The sequence below is a fragment of the Pseudarthrobacter sp. NPDC058196 genome, assembly GCF_042882685.1.
GTDB lineage: Bacteria > Actinomycetota > Actinomycetes > Actinomycetales > Micrococcaceae > Arthrobacter.
Map to the genome: position 1 here is coordinate 38,168 of NZ_JBHVVN010000005.1, position 16,554 is coordinate 54,721.

Below are 16,554 nucleotides of genomic sequence, written 5' to 3' on the forward strand. Positions count from 1 at the left end.
GTGACCGCTCCAGCAGCGGGCACCGGGCCCTCCCGGGCCGTCGCAGACGACGGTGACGTAGCAGGCCTGGGCAAAGCGAGGGCCATGGCCTTCCTGGCCCCTGCCCTGCTCCTGATCTCGCTGTTCCTCGTCTTCCCCGCCCTCTGGACGCTCTACCTGGGCTTGACGAACTACCGCCTCAGCGGTTCAGCGGCCAAAAACCCGCAGTTCGTCGGCATAGACAACTACATCAATGCGCTCTCCGACGACCGCTTCTTCAACTCCCTGGGGCTGACGCTCATCTTTGTGTTCGGGTCTGCCGTCATCGGACAGTCCGCACTGGGGTTCGCCATCGCCTGGACCATGACCAGGGTCAGGAAATCGGTGCGGGCCGTCGTCGAATTCTTCGTGCTGCTGGCCTGGATCATTCCCAGTTCGGTCACCACCTTCCTGTGGTACGCCATGCTGGACCGCAGCGACGGAACCCTGAACGCGATGCTCTCCACGGGCAACACCGCGTGGCTTCTCGATTACCCGCTGCAGAGCATCATTGTGTTCAACACCTGGGTGGGCACCGCCTTCTCAATGCTCCTCTTCAGTTCCGCCCTCGCTTCGGTGCCGCCATCCCAGCTGGAGAGCGCGCGCATGGTCGGGGCCGGCGCCTGGGCACAATTCCGCGATGTGGTGTTCCCACACATCCGTGGACACGTCCTGACCAACACGCTGCTCATCACTCTCTGGACCTTCAATACCTTCACCCCCTACCTGCTCACGGCGGGCGGACCCGATGACCGCTCCAACATCCTGCCGATCTTCATCTACCGGCTGGCCTTGAACGATGGAGCACTCGGGCAGGGCTCGGCGATCTCGCTGATCATGATCATCATCAACCTGGTGATCGCCACCGTTTACCTGCGCCTGCTGAAGGAGAGGAAATCATGACCGCCGTGACTGGATCCAAGCGAACCGCCAACGGTGAGAGCCGTCAAATGCTCAGGCACTTCCTCGGGCTGATGGGCAAGAGCGTCTTCACCGCCCTGGTCCTGGCGTTCTTCGTCATCCCCGTGCTGTGGCTCGTCTTCGCACCGTTTGACGCCCACCCCGGACTGAACGTGAAGCTGCCGGAGTTCACCTTCAACAACTTCAAGATCCTGTTCGACAACCCGACCGCCATCGCCTCGCTTGGCAATTCCCTGATCCTGGCACTTGGTTCGATGGTGGTGGTGCTGGTCCTCGGATCGCTGGCGTCCTACTCGCTGTCACGGGTGAAAATACCCGGCCGGGACCTGCTGCTGTACACCCTGCTGCTGCTCTCGTCCATCATCACGGGCACCGCGGCCATGGTGCCCACGTTCCTGTTGATGGTGAAGCTGGGGCTCATTGACTCCCAGTTCGGCGTGATTCTCGTGCTCAGCGGCGGCATCCTCCCCACCGTGATCTTCATCCTCAAGGACTTCATGGACTCAACCCCCAAGTCCTACGAGGAATCGGCGCGCCTCTACGGTGCAAAGCCCTTGCGGATCCTGTGGGACGTCGTCATTCCGCTGGCCCGGCCCGGGCTCGCCACCATCGCCGTCTGGGCTGTCGTCCAGGTCTGGGGCAACTTCCTCGTTCCCTACATCCTGCTGCGGTCACCTTCCAAGTCGCCCGCGTCCGTGGTGATGTACACCTTCTACACCGAAGGCGGCCAGCCGAACCTCGCCCTGATTTCCGCCTTCTCACTGCTCTTTTCAATCCCCGTCGTCGCGATGTACTTCTTCGTCAACCGGCGCTACGGGTTCCGCTTCCATGGAGGTATCAAAAGCTAATGGCCAGCATCACCACCAGCTCCCTGATCAAGGAGTATCCCGGCGGAGTCCGCGGCGTGGACGAAATGGACGTCACCATCCACGACGGCGAGTTCTTCGCCCTGCTGGGTCCCTCCGGCTGCGGCAAGACCACGCTGCTTCGCACCATCGCGGGCCTGGAGAAATCCACGTCCGGCAGCATCAAGATCGGCGACCGGGAAGTCACCAACATGGAACCGGGGCAGCGCCGCGTCGCCATGGTGTTCCAGGACTATGCGTTGTTTCCGCACATGTCCATTGCCGACAACATCGCCTACCCGCTGAAGATCCAGAAGGTCGCCAAGCCCGAACGGCACTCCAGGGCGGAAGAAGTCGGTGACAAACTCTCCCTCCAAGGCTTGCTGGAGCGCCGTCCCGGGCAGCTTTCGGGCGGCCAGCAGCAACGCGTCGCCCTGGCCAGGGCGGTGACCAGCCGCCCCGATGTCTTCCTGTTTGACGAACCCCTGTCCAACCTGGACGCCCGCCTCCGGCTGGAGGCCCGGACCTTCCTGAAGAAGCTCCAGCTGGACCTCGGCGTCACCACGGTGTTCGTCACCCACGACCAGGCCGAAGCACTCGCCCTGGCCGACCGGATCGCGATCATGCGCGCGGGCAAGATGCAGCAGCTCGGAACGCCCCGGGAGATCTTCCAGCGCCCGGCCAACACCTTTGTGGCCTCGTTCGTCGGCTCAACGTCCATGAACCTGCTCAAGGGCGCCGTTGGGGACCGCACCGTGACGATCGGCAGCCAGCAGGTGCCGTTGCCCTCCGATGCCGTGGGCAGGGTGGCCGAGGGCCAGGACGTCACGTGGGGAGCCCGGCCGGAATACCTGGGCATATCCACCGCCGCGGCACCCGGCAGCCTTGAGGGAACGGTCACCGTTTCCGAGAACCTGGGCGCCTCCGCCCTGATAACGGTGGAACTGGCGGACAGCGGGGAACCGGTCCAGGTGGTGGTCAGTGAGGACCATGAGCCCGGAATCGGAACGCGCGTATGGGTCACGTTCGAGCCCCGGCGGACGCTGTTGTTCGATGCTGAAGGCCTGCGGATCGGGGACTGACGGTGCGCATCAGCCGGGCGCTGACCCCGGATGACCGGGCCGGGAGCCTGTACTTCGATGTTCCTTTCGAGGTGGGACGCTGCGAATCCTTGGAAGTGCTCCTGGACTACGACACGTCCCGGGCCGTCATCGATCTGGGCTGCATGGGTCCTGACGGGTGGCGGGGCTGGTCCGGCGGAGCCAAAAAGCGCTTTGTGATCGGCAGGACCGCGGCGTCCACGGGATACTGCCCGGGCGAACTTGAAACCGGTGTGTGGAAAGTGGTGCTGGGCCTTCACCAGATTCCGGCTGAAGGTGTCACGGTGGAGTTGACCATCAACACACCGGCAACAGGTGCGGTGGAAGCCGAGCCGCCGGCTCCCGCGCCGGCCGGCACTGTCCCGGCCAGCCGCCGTCGAACCCTTCCTGCCGCGGCAGGGATGCGGTGGCTTGCCGGGGATTGCCATGCACACAGCCTCCATTCCGACGGCAGCCTCTCCCTCCGTCAACTGGCGGGCGAGGCAGCACGGAACGGGCTGGATTTCCTGGCCGTAACCGATCACAACACCGTCAGCCATCACCCGCACCTGCAGGGCGTGGGCAATGAGTATGGGATCGCGCTTCTGCCCGGACAGGAGGTCACCACCGTCCGCGGCCACGCGAACGCCTACGGCCGCATCAACTGGGTGGATTTCCGGGACCACCCCGACGCCTGGCTCGACCAGGTTGAAGGCGATGGCGGATTCCTGTCCATTAACCACCCGGTAGCCACCGATTGCTCGTGGCAATGGCAGTTGTCCCGGAAGCCCACCCACGCCGAGATCATGCACGAAACCTGGCTGCCCAACCGGCGCGACACCAGCATCTGGGCGTGGTTGAGCGCCTGGGGCGAGCCCGTCATTCCGCTCGGTGGCGGAGACTTCCACCGGCCGGAGGACGGGCATCCCACCGGATTGCCCACCACCTGGGTGCAGTCCGCGGACCCGTCGGAAGAAGGACTGCTGGCGGCGCTCAAGACCGGGCCGACCGCCCTCAGCATGGGAATCGACGCGCCGCTGCTGCTGCGCGTCGACGGCGAACTGCTCGCCATCGACGCGGAAGGGGCCATCCTGGTGGACTTTGAAGGCCGCCGGCAGCTCATCCGCGACCCCTATGCAGCCATCGACGCCCAGGGTGCCGGCCCGTACCGGCTCGAAACGTCGGACCGCCGGATCCTCGCCCTCACCACATAGCCTGACCACAACAGCTACGCCCCGCTTCCGGTGAAGCGGGGCGTAGCTGTGTGGTGGCTACTTCCCGGGAGTCAGGCGAAGTGTGCGGATCTCCCACGGATCCAGCTCGAACTTGTACTCACCGTCAGCCTGTTCCGAGGCCAGCGTCCGGCCCGCCAGGTCCACGGTGGACACGCCGCTGAAGGAGCCGGTCACCACGCCTCCGGTGGGCTGTTCGGCCAGCAGGACAACGCGGATTTCGACGTCGTTGCCCACCTGGCGCATGCTGCTCAGCCGGATGCCATCACCCCTGAGCCGCAGTCCTTCCGTGGGGTCCGGAACCGAGGGTCCCGGGGTGCCGCGGCCGCGGACTGCCAGGCCGGGGGCGTTGAAGTGGTCCGCGAGCTGGACTGCGTCCGCTTTGCGGTAACCCTGGGCTGAGGCCATGACCGCGAATTCGACGTCCACCTGCGTTCCTGCTTCTTCGGCGCCCGGGATGGGGATCTCTGAGGCGGCCGGTTCGTCTCGAAGCGGGTGCACGTTGACGCTGATCGATCCCACGGCGCGCAGCAGCGTGAGGGCCAGTTCCTTTCCTTCCACCACCTCATACTCGGTGGCGTCGTGCAGGAGCACGGTGGCTGGTCCCGCGGACACGAAGGTGTAGGCGGGGAACGTCGGAAGCGGAAATTCTCCGCCGCCGCCCTCTGCGGTAAGCGGGCGGGTGGTGATGGCGAACTGGCCTTCCGACGCGGAGGATTCCACGGGGGACGGCAGCGGGATGTGCATCCGCAGCCTGTGGTCTGCCGCCTCGTTCGTGAACTGGACGCGAAGCCTCACGAACGGTTCCCCGCGGCGCAGCTCCACGAACGTGCGGACCGGAACGTCTACGGTGTCGGTGTTCCGGCTCCCGATGCTGCGGTCAAGGGAACGCGGCCAGGAGTAGTGCCTGGTGACTTTGACGACTGCGCGTACGGGGCCGCGTTCGACGACCTCCACGGCCACCCGGGAAGGTTCGGTGATGATGGTGTCCACGGCCGGTGGGCCGTAGTTGTAGCTGTCCCCGCAGTCCCCGCCGTCAACCAGCCGTCCAATATCGTGCAGGACGGTGCCGTCCGCGCCGGTCAGGGTGATGTCCCCGTCCGGGCCGATGCGCGCCGAGACGAGTCCGTTGTCCAGGATGCCGTCGTCGCAGGATATGTGCTCCGGCTCGGGGCGCTCCGCCTGGAAGACCTTGAACGGGGTAATCCCCATGGCCGCGACGGGGACGTCCACCAGCACCCGGCGCCGTGGTTCGGCGACGATCCGGACTTTCCAGTCGCCCGGGTGTGCCTCGACGGCTGCTGCCAGTTCGGCCTTGAACGCGACGATGTCGAACACCGGGGCTGTGGGCACCTGCGCCACATCGAATTCGAGGGAATACGGTGCCACCCGGTACTGCTCAATGAGCTGGCCGAACAATTCGCGTCCGTGGATGCGGTTCATCATGCGTTCCACCAGGACGGAGGCGTCCATGGTCTCATCACCGAGCATGGTGGGAGCGTGCCCGGTTTCCTGCACCGGCAGCAGGGTGCCGTCGCCGGTCATGGCGGCCACGGGCATTCCTGCGTCCGGGGCGGGTACGTCGAGTTCGACCACCACGTTGCGGTCCGCGGCCAAGGTGTTGAAGGCCACGAACGCGTCGCTGGGGATGCTGCCGGCCACCGTGAGGGCCACTTCGTCGCGGGCGGCGCGGGCAATCTGGGCTGCCTCGTGCAGCCGGGCCTCTACTTGGCTGACGGTCTCATCGGTGCCGGAGCCCACCACGGAGTCGTGCGCGGTGGACTCGATGATGCGGCGCCAGGACATGCTGATGAAGGGCTCGAAGTCGACGCCCAGGTGGGATGCTGCCAGCCGTTCGGCGTCCAGGACCATGCGCTCTGCCGCGGCCATGGCGATCTTGAGGTTGCGGCGGATGGAGAAGACACCCGGAAGGATGTTGCCCCGGGCATGGGAGCGCAGTTCCCCGCGCACTGCCTCCAGGCGTTCATTGTCCGGGTCGTACGCCGACACGTAGTCCTCCAGCGTGCCGACGCTGATGGGGAAGGCGGATGAACCGTAGGTGTCCACGTGCCGCATCAGTGCCGTGTCGGGCGGCATGTGGTCGGTGCCGACCATGCCAAGGATGGGGTCGCCGCGGTACCTGTCGGCGGTTTGTTGCCGGTATTCCGCCAACGCGTGCGGGATGTGTTCGGGAATGGCCAGGAGGTCCAGGGCGCTGCCGTATCCGTCGAAGAGGTATTCCACCCGGACCGATGATCCGTCCGGGGCTTCCCACCTGAACGAATGCCCGGAAACTTTGGATGGCACTCCACGCCAGAGGCAGGCGTGGGCGATGCCGGCCCGGCTCAGGATCTGCGGCATTTGGGCCACGTGGCCGAACATGTCCGGAAGGTAGCCCACGTTCATGTACCCGCCCAGCCGCCGGGCACCCGCCATCCCCATTTGGAGGTTGCGGATGATGGTCTCGCCCGAGCAGAGGAATTCGTCAAGCAGGATCTGCCAGGGGCCCAGCGCCAATTGGCCGCTTGCCACCACGGCGCGGACCCGCTCTTCGTTTTCCGGCCGGATTTCCAGATAGTCCTCGATGGCGGCCGTCTGGCCGTCAAGGGTGAACCGGAACCGCGGGTCCTCCTCCGCCATTTTCAGGACGGTGTCAAACATCTGGACAAGCTTGAAACGGAACACCTGGAAGGGTTCGTACCACTCGCGGTCCCAGTGCGTGTGGGGCACCAGGACGATGCCGGTCTCCTCGGCCGGGCTCATGCCGAGGCCGCCTCTCCACCGAGGGAGACCTTCAGGGACTCGGCCAGGGCTGCGGCGATCAGCTGGGCAACCCGGACATCCGCCTCACCTTCGGCGATCCCGGTGGGAGGCTTCTCTTGGCCGTCCACCATCCGGTGGAAGGCGACGAGTTCCTGCTCAAACGCTTCCGTGACATCCTCGAACACGGAGTCGGAGACCCCGCCGCCGGCTTTCTCGGTGATCTGCAGCCTGGTGGGGGCGTTGAGGAGGTAGGGGACGGTGAATTCCAGTTTTCCGCTGCCCGTGGTGTGGTGGACGGTCACGGTTTCGCGGTACACGGGGTAATCGGCCAGGTAATGCCAGTTGAAGTGCACGCGGACCCCCTCGGCTGCTGTCGCAGCGATTTCGATGGACCCCGGATCGTCCTGTTCCGCCCAGTAATGGACGGCATCAACTGCCTGCAAGGGGCCTACCAGCGCCCGCACCACCGCGATGTCGTGAATCAGGCTGCCAAGGATGACGTTTGAATAGAGCCGCCGCAGCAGGCCGGGGCTGTCTTTGCCCAGGGCTGCATCCAGCTTTTGTTCATCGGCTTCCACCAGCCCGGACAGCACGTCGGCGGGGACGTCCCGGGCTCCCGGGTGGAGGTTGGCGAAGGCCAGCTGCGCGGAGCCTGCGGGGTGGAGCACTTCCACGTTGACGTACCGCGTGTCTTCCAGGCCGGGCAACCGTTCCTTCAGGGTCAGGACGGCGGGGTCGTACTCCTTCATGTAGCCGAGCAGGAGCATAGGCCTGCCCTGGCCCTGTTCGGCTTTGCGCAGCAGTTCGATCTCTCCGAGGGAGAACGCCAGTGGCTTCTCGCACAGCACGGCCACCCCTGCTTCAATGCACTGCAGCGCCGGCTGGCCGTGGGATCCGGAGGTCAACAGCACGACGGCGTCCAGGTCCTCACCGTCCAGCATGTCGGCAAGGTTTTGGTACTGCTGCGTGGCCGGGATGCCGTATTGGGCGCCCACCCGGCCAAGCAGGGCGGGGGAGAGGTCTGCCACCGCAACAAGGTCGAACAGATCCCACCGCCTTGTGATCAGGGGAAGGTGCACGGACTGGGCAACGGCGCCCAGCCCCACAACTCCGATTCGAAGCAAAGTCATTAGGGGATCCACTTTCTGAGTACGTTCCGGTTGATGGCATGGTGTTTGTCGGCGAGATCGGGAGCGTCGTCAGGCTGGGGGATGGAGTCCTGCTCCAGCACCAGCCAGCCGTCATAGCCTGTCCGGACGAGGCCGTCCATGAACCCCTCCACGTCCAGGTCGCCGTCGCCCAGGGGCACGAATGCCTTCCCGGCCCAGACATCACGCATGTCCCCTTTGTCCCTGACCACGGCGCGCAGGACGTCGGCCCGGGCATCCTTGATGTGGACGTGGTTGATCCGTTCACCCCACAGCCCGAGGCTTTCCAGCGGGTCACCGCCGCCAAGAATGAGGTGGCCGGTGTCCAGCGTGAGGCCCACGTCCGTGAGGTCGAGGAACCGTTCGATTTCCTCGGGCGTCTCCACGTGGGTGCAGGCGTGGTGGTGGAACGTGGGTTCAAAGCCGCGGTCCCTGACAAGGCGTGCCGCGGCGGCGACGTTCCGGGCCAGCGTGGCCCAGCCGCCGTCGTCGAGGGCTACGTCCGGGCCTCCACCCGGGTTGGCCCGGCGGCGGTCGGACCCGCTGTCCGCCAGGGTTGGCAGCGGTGGGTGACCCTGAACGCCATCGGAGGCTTCTTCGAAGACGTCGAGGGCTGCCGAGAGGGCGGGGACGGCGGCCGCGAAGGCGTCGTCATCGGTGAAGGGAAGGTCGATCCAGCCGCCGGCGAGGGACAGGCCGTGCTGCTTCAACCGGCTGCGGAGTTCGCCGTCCCGTCCCAGGAACCCGACCGGTCCCAGATCGATCCCCGTATACCCGTGTTTACTCAGGACCGCGCAGACCTCGTCCGGCCCGGGCAAGCGGCCTCCTGCTGTTGCGCCCAAGTCAAAGACGCCAAAACTCACGGGTGCACCCGCAACTCCGATCAAGGGAAACTCCTCGCAAGGCCAAAAGGGAAAGTCGTGGTGGCCCCAGTGAGCCGGCAGCTTGAGCGGCCAGGAGGGACCAAGTGTGGACAAAAGTAATCTAGCCCACACTCCGCACTAAATCAATTTAGTTGAGTAAGCGGGTTGGTGGGCACCCGTTGACCACAAACAACGGCGTGAGTACTGTGGGCGGCCTATTCATCCTCGCCGTGGAGGCACCAATGGCCGGCACTTCGACCAGCAGCACTGACTACGAATTCCTGACCGTCTGGCGCGTGGCGGGAACCCCGCGGGAGGTCACGGACATCCTGGGCGATGCCGGCACGCTTCCCCGCTGGTGGCCGTCGGTGTATCTGACTGTTGAGCAGCTGGATCCGGGCAACCCGGACGGCACCGGGAAGGCGTTCTTCCTCCACACCAAAGGCTGGCTGCCGTACACGCTCACCTGGCAGCTCACCGTCACCGAGCCCGTCACGGAACACGGATTCGCCATCTCCGCTCGGGGCGACCTCAACGGCGCCGGCCGCTGGACCTTCGAGCAGGACGGGCCCGAAACGGTGGTCACCTATGAGTGGCGGGTCAGCGCCGCGAAACCGCTGCTGCGGCGCCTGAGTTGGCTGCTCAAGCCGGCCTTTGCCGCGAACCACCGGTGGGCGATGGCGCGTGGACAGGAGGCGCTGGCGTTGGAGCTGCGCCGACGGCGGCCGGGCGCCGACCCTGCCAAGATTCCGGCGCCCGCGGGGCCCACCTTTTCACGGCTGCCCCGCTGGCCGGGGAAGGCGACAAACCGGGGGTAGCCCTACGGGAAGCGCACGGCATTCCAGTCCAGGAGCCGCGGTTCGGCGAGCCCCTCGGCAACGAACGGGTCGCCGGCGACGAAACGTTCGGCTTCCTGCCGGGACGTGAAAATGCCCATGGAGCTGGCAACCGGGCCGGGGTCCTGGAACGCGCCCAGGGCCACGAGGCCGCCGCCGTCAGCGTGAAACGCCTCGTAAAATGCCTTGTGGCGGGGGAAGGTCTCCATGATCCGGGAGCGGTCCACGCCCTCCCGCACGGTGTACAGCACCACACATTCCATGCGGCGAACCTACCACGCGGAACCAGCCGCCTCCGGCTGCCTTTGCTGGAAGGTTCGACGACGGCGGCGTGGCGGGTGCCGTCGTCGTACCCTTCCGCCGGGGTGCTTTCTTCCGGGACGGTCAGCCTGCAGCCGGCGGTGTCGGGGAGTCCTGGGGTTGGTGCGTAACCCGCTGGATGAATTCGACCGTCTCGCGCTCGGTTTCGGCGCGGGTGGTGGGTTCGTTGTGCACCTCGTGCCGGACGCCGGGGAACACGCGGGTGCGGACGTCCGCGTGGCCTGAATCGGTGAGGCGGTTTGCCACGTGGTAGGCCCCTTCGCCGTAGTTGGTCACGGGGTCCTGGTCGCCGGCGATGATGAGGACGGGGAGGTCCGCGGGGAGCTGTTTGTACCAATCGTCGGCGTTGACCTGGTCGTAGAGGTCAACGAAGCCCTGCAGGAACCGGGCGCTCAGCGGTGCGCCGAAGTTGTTGAAGGGGTCCCTGGCGTGGTCGGCCACGACGTCGGCGTCCAGCGCCACCCAGGCTGTGGGGCCGGGATTGTCTCCGAAGCGGCCCACGAAACCGTCGAACATTTGACCCACGAGTTCCTGGGGTGCCGGGTCCGCGGCGGTGCCGCCGGAGGCAAGCCGTGCCAGTTCGGGACGGTTGATCAGTGTCTCGATACCCCGGATTTGGGCGGCGATGCCGCAGAGGATCAAGCCGGACAGCTGAGCCTGTGGGTCCACAGCCATGCCGCGGGCGATCATGGAGCCCCAGCTGTGGCCGAACACCACGTAGGGAAGCTGAGGGAGGGCCGCCCTGGCTTTGGCCTGGAGCGTTGCCTCGTCCGCGACCACTACCTTGGCGGCGTCCTCGCCGGCGTCTCCCCAGGTGCCCTGCTGCATGGCGGTGCGCCCGTGCCCGGCGTGGTCACCTGCCACCACAATGAATCCGGCGTCCACCAGAGTGGAGATGAGGTGGAGGTAGCGGCGGGAGTGCTCGCCGAGCCCGTGGATCAGCTGCACGATTGCCTTGGGCTGGCCGATGGGTTCGTAGACCCAAGCCTGGATGGTGTCGCGGCCGTTGGCAGACGTGAACTCGATTTCCTGCAGTGACATGTATTCCTCCTGTGGCGGCGCCGTCGCGTGCCCGTGGTGAGCCTAACCCGTGTGCGGACGCGTCCGTCAAGGGTGCGGGTGCTTCTGGTGGAGCCTTGGGGCCGGTGGGACATGTTGGTTCATCCGGTGGCCCACGGCCTAGTCTGAAAACCAGCCACGTTCCCTGATCACTTGGAGGAAGCCGATGCCGCAGCCCACCCGTCCTTTGCGCAAGCTGGGCTTCCTCACCATTGGGCTGTTCGAGCCCGTTGATCCGGCCGCGGGCCATGAATCCACGTTGCAGATCATCGAGCTGGGCGAGCAACTGGGATTCGACAGTGCCTGGCTGCGCCACCGCCACCTGCAGTTCGGGATTTCTTCGCCTGTGGCCGTGATGGCGGCCGCGAGCCAGCGCACCTCGCGGATTGAACTGGGCACTGCGGTGACGCCGCTGGGCTGGGAGAACCCGCTGCGCCTGGCCGAGGACCTGGCCACCGTGGACCTGCTCGCGGGAGGCCGCATCAATCCCGGCGTGAGCGTGGGGGAGCCGATGCAGTACGACACCGTAAAGCACGAGCTGTATCCGGACACCGCGGACGCGGAGGACTTCAGCTACGCCCGGGTGGAGCGGTTTGCGCGGTTGGTGGCGGGGGAGCCGGTGCGGGAGTTTTCCGGAAAGCAGGGCGTGGTGGAGGAGTTCTCCAACCGGGTGGAGCCGCACTCGCCCGGGCTGCGGGACCGGCTTTGGTACGGGGCCGGCAGCACGAAGTCTGCGGTATGGGCCGGTTCGAGTGGGTTCAACCTGCTGTCCAGCAGCGTGATCTTCCCGGACAAGGACCAGGAACCGGACTTCGCTTTGGTCCAGCAGTCCCAGATCCGGGCGTTCCGCGAAGCGGCTTTGGCCAGGGGGCATGCTCAGGCGCGGGTCTCGCAGGGGTTGGTGGTGATTCCGACCGACTCGGCGACTCCTGCCCAGCGGGAGAAGTACCAGCGGTATGTGGACGAACGCACGCCGCGCACTGCAGCTCCGCAGGGGCCGCGGGGCATGATGTTCGCTGCTGATCTGATCGGCACCAGCGAGAAGATCGCGGAGCAGCTGTACGCGCACGCCGGATTCCAGGAGGTGGACGAGGTGGCCTTCGCGCTTCCCTTCAGCTTCGACCACGAGGACTACGTGCAGATCCTGACTGACATGGCGGGGAAGCTCGGGCCGGCTTTGGGCTGGGATCCAAGTCGCGGCAGGGCGGCGTCGTAGGCATCCTGGGTTGGTCGACAAGCCCGCACAGGAAGCTATTGTCATGCAGCGGGAAGGCGGGGCAACCTGAACGGGAATATCGAGGAAACGAAGGTCGGGATGCGTCGGTGAAGGCGGTCGGCTGCTAAAGCGAGGTGGAGGAGCATCCGCGACAGGAGAACCGAAGCCGCTAGGAAGCAGAACGAATGCTCACGCGGGTGGTCGAGAACATCCACCGCTCCGCGCTGACCGAGGCAGACGAGGCCGAGGCCTAGGCCTACTACCGACTCTGTCTGATAGCGTGTCAGCGGCACAGATCAAGAAAGAAAGCCAAGTCCACCACCGCCGGGGACGCCGCCCTGGGCCGGGGCTGCACCATCGAGGAAGCTCTGATTCTGGCCGAATTCTTTCATATGTGGGCACTGCGGGGACCGAGGAACTTGAATCAGTTCTCGCCGACGAACCCGAACAATTCAGCTGCGCTGAAACACAGATTTCCTTTGCAGAAAGAAACCCTAAGGGGCCGGCACCTACCAGTGCTGCCCCCCACTTGTTGCTTGGCGGTTCCAGACGAACTGCTCACAGACTGGTGAGAATTTTCTCACCATCAGGGATGTCGATGAGGTTGTATTTTGCATGGTTCAACATCGCCAGCAACGTCGCGTTGCTCTCACTAGTGGCAAAAATGATCTGCGACCCACGATTGCCTTGCTCGGATGCTTCTTGCAGGAGTTCGGCGTAGCTCTTTGAAGCCGTTTCTTGCTGTTTGGGTTCATCAAAAATGAGGAGACCCAAGTGGTTGCCGTTCTGTTCCTCGCTCACCCTCATCACTGCAAACAGGTAGGACCATATGACGCGAATCATGTCGCTGGCAGAAAGGTCGAAGCCCAGTTCATATCCTTCGTGCGCTGGGCGGTAGGTGTCTCGGCTGATTTCGACGTCTTCAGGCTTGAGTGAATCGAAATGGTACCTTTTCAGTTGCTGACGGAGATACATTTCGACTGTTCTCAGCTTTACCTGGTCCGAGTCGGAAAGAGCCGATGTCGCGAGGGCTTTAAGGGCAGCAGATTGAGCTTTATGGCTTTCCGCCAAATTTCTTAGAGTCTCGCGGGGAGAATCCAGGTTCCTTCGATTATCGAGGAGTCTGTCCAGCTGTTCTTGGAGTGCGGCACGTTCGGAAACGTCTGTGATCGAAGGAGCATCGCCGGGTCCTAATAGACTATTTTTCATGCGCCGTACCTTGTGACGCAGACGCCCCAAGGAATCCCTCACGCTTCGCTCTCTGACCACAAGGGCATCAAGCGTTCGCCCGATATCTTCGCGCGCAGCCGAAAATGTGGACCTCTGGCGCTCGATGAAAGCAATATTTTCATCGACTGTCATCGCGTGGGCTGAGATATCCATGCCATCAGTGACTTCCTGGTGGCAGGTTGGACAAGTGTGATCAACGGTTAGCGCTTTTGCATGCTTAGCCCCCAACCGCACCAGCAGTGCGGAGTCTTTGTGGCGCTGAAGGTCCTCAGTCAACGCTTCAAGCCTGAGATCAAGTTGGCGTGCCTGGTCCTGAAGTTCGTTTCTCTCCTCCATAAGCAATGACAGCGAGATCACGGCTAAACGCACAGAGTCTTCGGCCTGTTCCAGCTCCGCTTCTAGTGCGGATGAGTCTTCTTCTACCGTCCGAGCAGTGCGGCTTTCAGTCCGCACTATGTTCGCGCGCAGTTGGTCGATTGCTAGATCAAGCGGTAGCCAAGCACCACCTGCAAATGCAGTCGGGATCGCGCTGTCATCAGCCAAGGAATCAACAATGCGACGAGGTTCATTTGAGAGGGTTGATCCCAAAGTGGTTGCACTGGTTTTCAGTTCCGTAAGCGTCCGGCGCCAAGACGCCTCAAGTTCTGCAATGTTGGAGGTGATCCGCTGCCGCTCCAGGATGCGCTGAAAAACCTCGAGCCCTAGAACAAATTCAAATGATCGTTTACCCACCTCCCGTATGCCTAGATAGGTGGGAATACGAGCTTGCACACCTGACCAGCCGTGTTTCTGTTCGACATAAAAGAAGGGGAAGAGGCATTCGCTGTACAGCGGCCTTTCGCTACCGTCCATGTGTGTCACAAATGGAAGATTCCATCCAAGGAAGCCCGATAGGAAATGATGGAAGCCGCGCTCTCGTTGGGCAGATCCTGACAGCCGTACAAAGAAATCTTCAACTGCATATGATCCGCCCTGAGTTAGAGCTGCGCCGTGTTCGATGGAGATCACTGTGTTCTTGATCTCCGGATGCTTCACCCATCGTGCGGCAGTTACTACCGTCCCCTCGGCGTTTTCAAACTCGAGTGCCACGTAGGACTGCAGGACCACCTGGTCAACACCGTCGACGGAGACACGGTCCGTCATGGAGTGGGGCAATGGAACTTCGCGGCGCGGGCTTAACATGCCTTCAAGGCCAAGGGCATAGATGATCGCCTGAAGAGTGGTCGACTTGCCGCTGGTATTGCCGGCCCGGAGAACGTTGAGGCCCTTCGTGAAGGAGATCGTTCGCCCAACTTCCCCATCTGGCGTTGTCGCTGAGAGCTTCACTGCCCTCAGTACGAGCCTTGGCGTTATTTCCATTCGGTGAGTTCCTTCAGTGAGCGTTGAGTCATCTTGCGTGGGAGCTTTGCCAGGAAAGTCTTTTCTTCCCTGAGTAATTCCGTCTCCGTCCACAGGTCGGCGGCCAAGGAAACCCCGGCGGATTCAAGCCCGATGGAGCCCGTACTAGTAAGGGCCACTAACTTGGAACCTAAAGCTAAGTCGACCGTTACGCTGAGTGAGGGGTCGAAGCGGACAATCAGTTCATCGGGGCGCTTATCGCCGTCGAACCATCGAATAAAAAGGCGTTGTGTTTCTTCTGACCGAATGGCCCACCACAGTATGTGCAGGTGTTCGAGTGTCGCAGTGTTGCCGCGGAAGCGCTGCAGGAGGAGACACAGTAGGGAAAGTCGCCAGGTGATCCGGAGATCCCCCGGAATGGCTTCATTACGTCGGGTAAAAACAGCGCCTGGAGATGATGCAAATAGCTCTTCCAAGGCTTCGATGGCACTCACTTAGCCTGCTCCTCAAAATCCAATGGGCAGCGGAGTATCCAATCGGCAACCATCGACCAGGCAAACACTTTCGCCAGCCTGCTCGATACAGCAGGAACATCGCGCTCGATCTCAGCCGAAACGTCTTGGACGATAGTCCTGACATCCATCCCGCTCGTCGTGGAGCCTGGTGGGTACTCCAATGCGAGCATCATCTCTTTGTCCGACTTCAATGTTGATACCAGAGACCAGCTACTTGGATATTTAGAACGCAGCGTCGCCAAACTGTTTTCCCCTCTGAGGAACTGCTGAGCGAGTGAGTCAACGTATGAATCCAAAGCTGCGCCAGTCACACCTAGGTTGGTGATCTTCCTGCGTGCGTCCCCTAATAGCCCTGAGTTCTCGGTGCCCCACTCCGTTAGAGTTTGGGCGTCCACTGCCTCTGCTTCGACTAGGTGTGTCGGGATCGCTCGGAGGCCTTCTCGCTCAGTGGCATAGTTGTCGTCCGTCTCGATGGTTATAGCGAAGTCAGGGTGGACAAATGGCAGAGCCCAAGACCGTACCTCACTGGCCTTACTCTGGGCATGGACAACCAAATCTTTGGAGTCGTTGCGATGGACCATGTAGACGTATCGACGAACGTCCACACCTTTCAGGAGCTTTTTGAGAGAGTCTTCGTTCTTCTTTAGCTTTCCGAGGTCTGTGGTGAGTTTGTCTCTCTGGTGTTCGTAGAGTGCCTTGACACTAAGTGGCTCCTGTGCGGCATAACACTGGAAGGCGTATCCGTTATGCGTGAAGGCTTCCAAACCAAGATCACCGTTGTGCCGGTCCGGGACTTCAACGAGGTTGTGGTTTGAGTAGCGAATACGAAGTAGCTCGACGCAATAGTCCTGCCACTCTGTGCCGTCCCAATTTCGCACAACCATCTGGCTGGCATCCTACTTTCACCTAGTTCCCCCGCGCGTCGGAGTGTACTGATCCTCCCACGTCAGGTGGAGGCTACCGGAAGCAACGCGACTTCGCGATCCGAACTGTTATGTGTCGATAGGGTAAATCCAAGATCGTTGGAACCGGACAAGGGTAGCCATTCTTGATGACCGACTCGGGACCAGCAAAGCGGCCGGTTCTGCAGGCATCTTGCTCAAACAGCGACGAGGAGCGTGTCATTCAGGTTCCGGTTCTCCTCCGCCGAGATGCTGACCGAGGAAGGCT

14 protein-coding genes are annotated in these 16,554 nt (G+C 63.2%); 6 read left to right on the plus strand and 8 right to left on the minus strand.

Annotated features, from left to right (window positions below; all coding sequences use genetic code 11):
* The 4 genes from ACFVVC_RS08395 to ACFVVC_RS08410 are packed head-to-tail and all read left to right on the plus strand — an operon-like array spanning position 1 to position 4,077.
* The gene (locus tag ACFVVC_RS08395; RefSeq protein ID WP_387451259.1) at positions 1–921 is read left to right on the plus strand and encodes a carbohydrate ABC transporter permease; all 921 of its coding nucleotides are present in this window, start codon (positions 1–3) and stop codon (positions 919–921) included.
* Positions 918–1,787 (plus strand): carbohydrate ABC transporter permease, encoded by an 870-nt coding sequence (locus tag ACFVVC_RS08400; protein ID WP_387451262.1) that lies wholly within the window; start codon positions 918–920, stop codon positions 1,785–1,787. Before ACFVVC_RS08395 ends, ACFVVC_RS08400 begins: the two co-directional genes overlap by 4 nt.
* Positions 1,787–2,866 carry an ABC transporter ATP-binding protein gene (locus ACFVVC_RS08405; RefSeq protein WP_387451264.1) on the plus strand — a complete coding sequence of 360 codons (1,080 nt, stop codon included), beginning with the start codon at positions 1,787–1,789 and terminating at the stop codon, positions 2,864–2,866. Before ACFVVC_RS08400 ends, ACFVVC_RS08405 begins: the two co-directional genes overlap by 1 nt.
* A gap of 2 nt (positions 2,867–2,868) precedes the next feature.
* Positions 2,869–4,077 (plus strand): CehA/McbA family metallohydrolase, encoded by a 1,209-nt coding sequence (locus ACFVVC_RS08410; RefSeq protein ID WP_387451267.1) that lies wholly within the window; start codon positions 2,869–2,871, stop codon positions 4,075–4,077.
* Between the two features lie 57 nt (positions 4,078–4,134).
* Here the strand turns inward: ACFVVC_RS08410 and ACFVVC_RS08415 are convergent, their stop codons facing one another.
* From ACFVVC_RS08415 to ACFVVC_RS08425, 3 genes are read right to left on the minus strand one after another with little or no spacing between them, the layout of a single operon-like run.
* On the minus strand, positions 4,135–6,858 hold the full coding sequence (locus tag ACFVVC_RS08415) for a hypothetical protein (protein WP_387451270.1): 2,724 nt from the start codon (positions 6,856–6,858) through the stop codon (positions 4,135–4,137).
* Positions 6,855–7,988 carry a Gfo/Idh/MocA family protein gene (locus ACFVVC_RS08420; protein WP_387451273.1) on the minus strand — a complete coding sequence of 378 codons (1,134 nt, stop codon included), beginning with the start codon at positions 7,986–7,988 and terminating at the stop codon, positions 6,855–6,857. The genes ACFVVC_RS08415 and ACFVVC_RS08420 overlap by 4 nt, the downstream gene beginning before the upstream one ends.
* Entirely contained in the window at positions 7,988–8,824 is an 837-nt protein-coding gene (locus tag ACFVVC_RS08425; protein WP_387451275.1) for a TIM barrel protein, read from the minus strand. Before ACFVVC_RS08425 ends, ACFVVC_RS08420 begins: the two co-directional genes overlap by 1 nt.
* Before the next feature lie 287 nt (positions 8,825–9,111).
* Here ACFVVC_RS08425 and ACFVVC_RS08430 point away from each other — a divergent pair, with 287 nt between their 5' ends.
* A complete protein-coding gene (locus tag ACFVVC_RS08430) occupies positions 9,112–9,687 on the plus strand; it encodes an SRPBCC family protein (RefSeq protein ID WP_387451894.1) in 576 nt (191 codons plus the stop codon).
* Between the two features lie 2 nt (positions 9,688–9,689).
* On the opposite strand, the gene ACFVVC_RS08435 is transcribed toward ACFVVC_RS08430, so the two are convergent.
* Together ACFVVC_RS08435 and ACFVVC_RS08440 are read right to left on the minus strand one after the other, a co-directional pair.
* On the minus strand, positions 9,690–9,956 hold the full coding sequence (locus ACFVVC_RS08435; protein WP_387451278.1) for a YciI family protein: 267 nt from the start codon (positions 9,954–9,956) through the stop codon (positions 9,690–9,692).
* Positions 9,957–10,089: 133 nt separating this feature from the next.
* A complete protein-coding gene (locus tag ACFVVC_RS08440) occupies positions 10,090–11,067 on the minus strand; it encodes an alpha/beta fold hydrolase (RefSeq protein ID WP_387451281.1) in 978 nt (325 codons plus the stop codon).
* 184 nt (positions 11,068–11,251) lie between these two features.
* Here ACFVVC_RS08440 and ACFVVC_RS08445 point away from each other — a divergent pair, with 184 nt between their 5' ends.
* Positions 11,252–12,301: an LLM class flavin-dependent oxidoreductase gene (locus tag ACFVVC_RS08445; RefSeq protein WP_387451284.1), complete on the plus strand. Its 1,050-nt coding sequence runs from the start codon at positions 11,252–11,254 to the stop codon at positions 12,299–12,301.
* 558 nt (positions 12,302–12,859) lie between these two features.
* On the opposite strand, the gene ACFVVC_RS08450 is transcribed toward ACFVVC_RS08445, so the two are convergent.
* The 3 genes from ACFVVC_RS08450 to ACFVVC_RS08460 are packed head-to-tail and all read right to left on the minus strand — an operon-like array spanning position 12,860 to position 16,268.
* On the minus strand, positions 12,860–14,890 hold the full coding sequence (locus ACFVVC_RS08450) for an AAA family ATPase (protein ID WP_387451286.1): 2,031 nt from the start codon (positions 14,888–14,890) through the stop codon (positions 12,860–12,862).
* Positions 14,881–15,363: a hypothetical protein gene (locus ACFVVC_RS08455; protein ID WP_387451289.1), complete on the minus strand. Its 483-nt coding sequence runs from the start codon at positions 15,361–15,363 to the stop codon at positions 14,881–14,883. The genes ACFVVC_RS08450 and ACFVVC_RS08455 overlap by 10 nt, the downstream gene beginning before the upstream one ends.
* Positions 15,360–16,268 carry a hypothetical protein gene (locus tag ACFVVC_RS08460; RefSeq protein ID WP_387451292.1) on the minus strand — a complete coding sequence of 303 codons (909 nt, stop codon included), beginning with the start codon at positions 16,266–16,268 and terminating at the stop codon, positions 15,360–15,362. The genes ACFVVC_RS08455 and ACFVVC_RS08460 overlap by 4 nt, the downstream gene beginning before the upstream one ends.
* Positions 16,269–16,554: the final 286 nt, after the last annotated feature.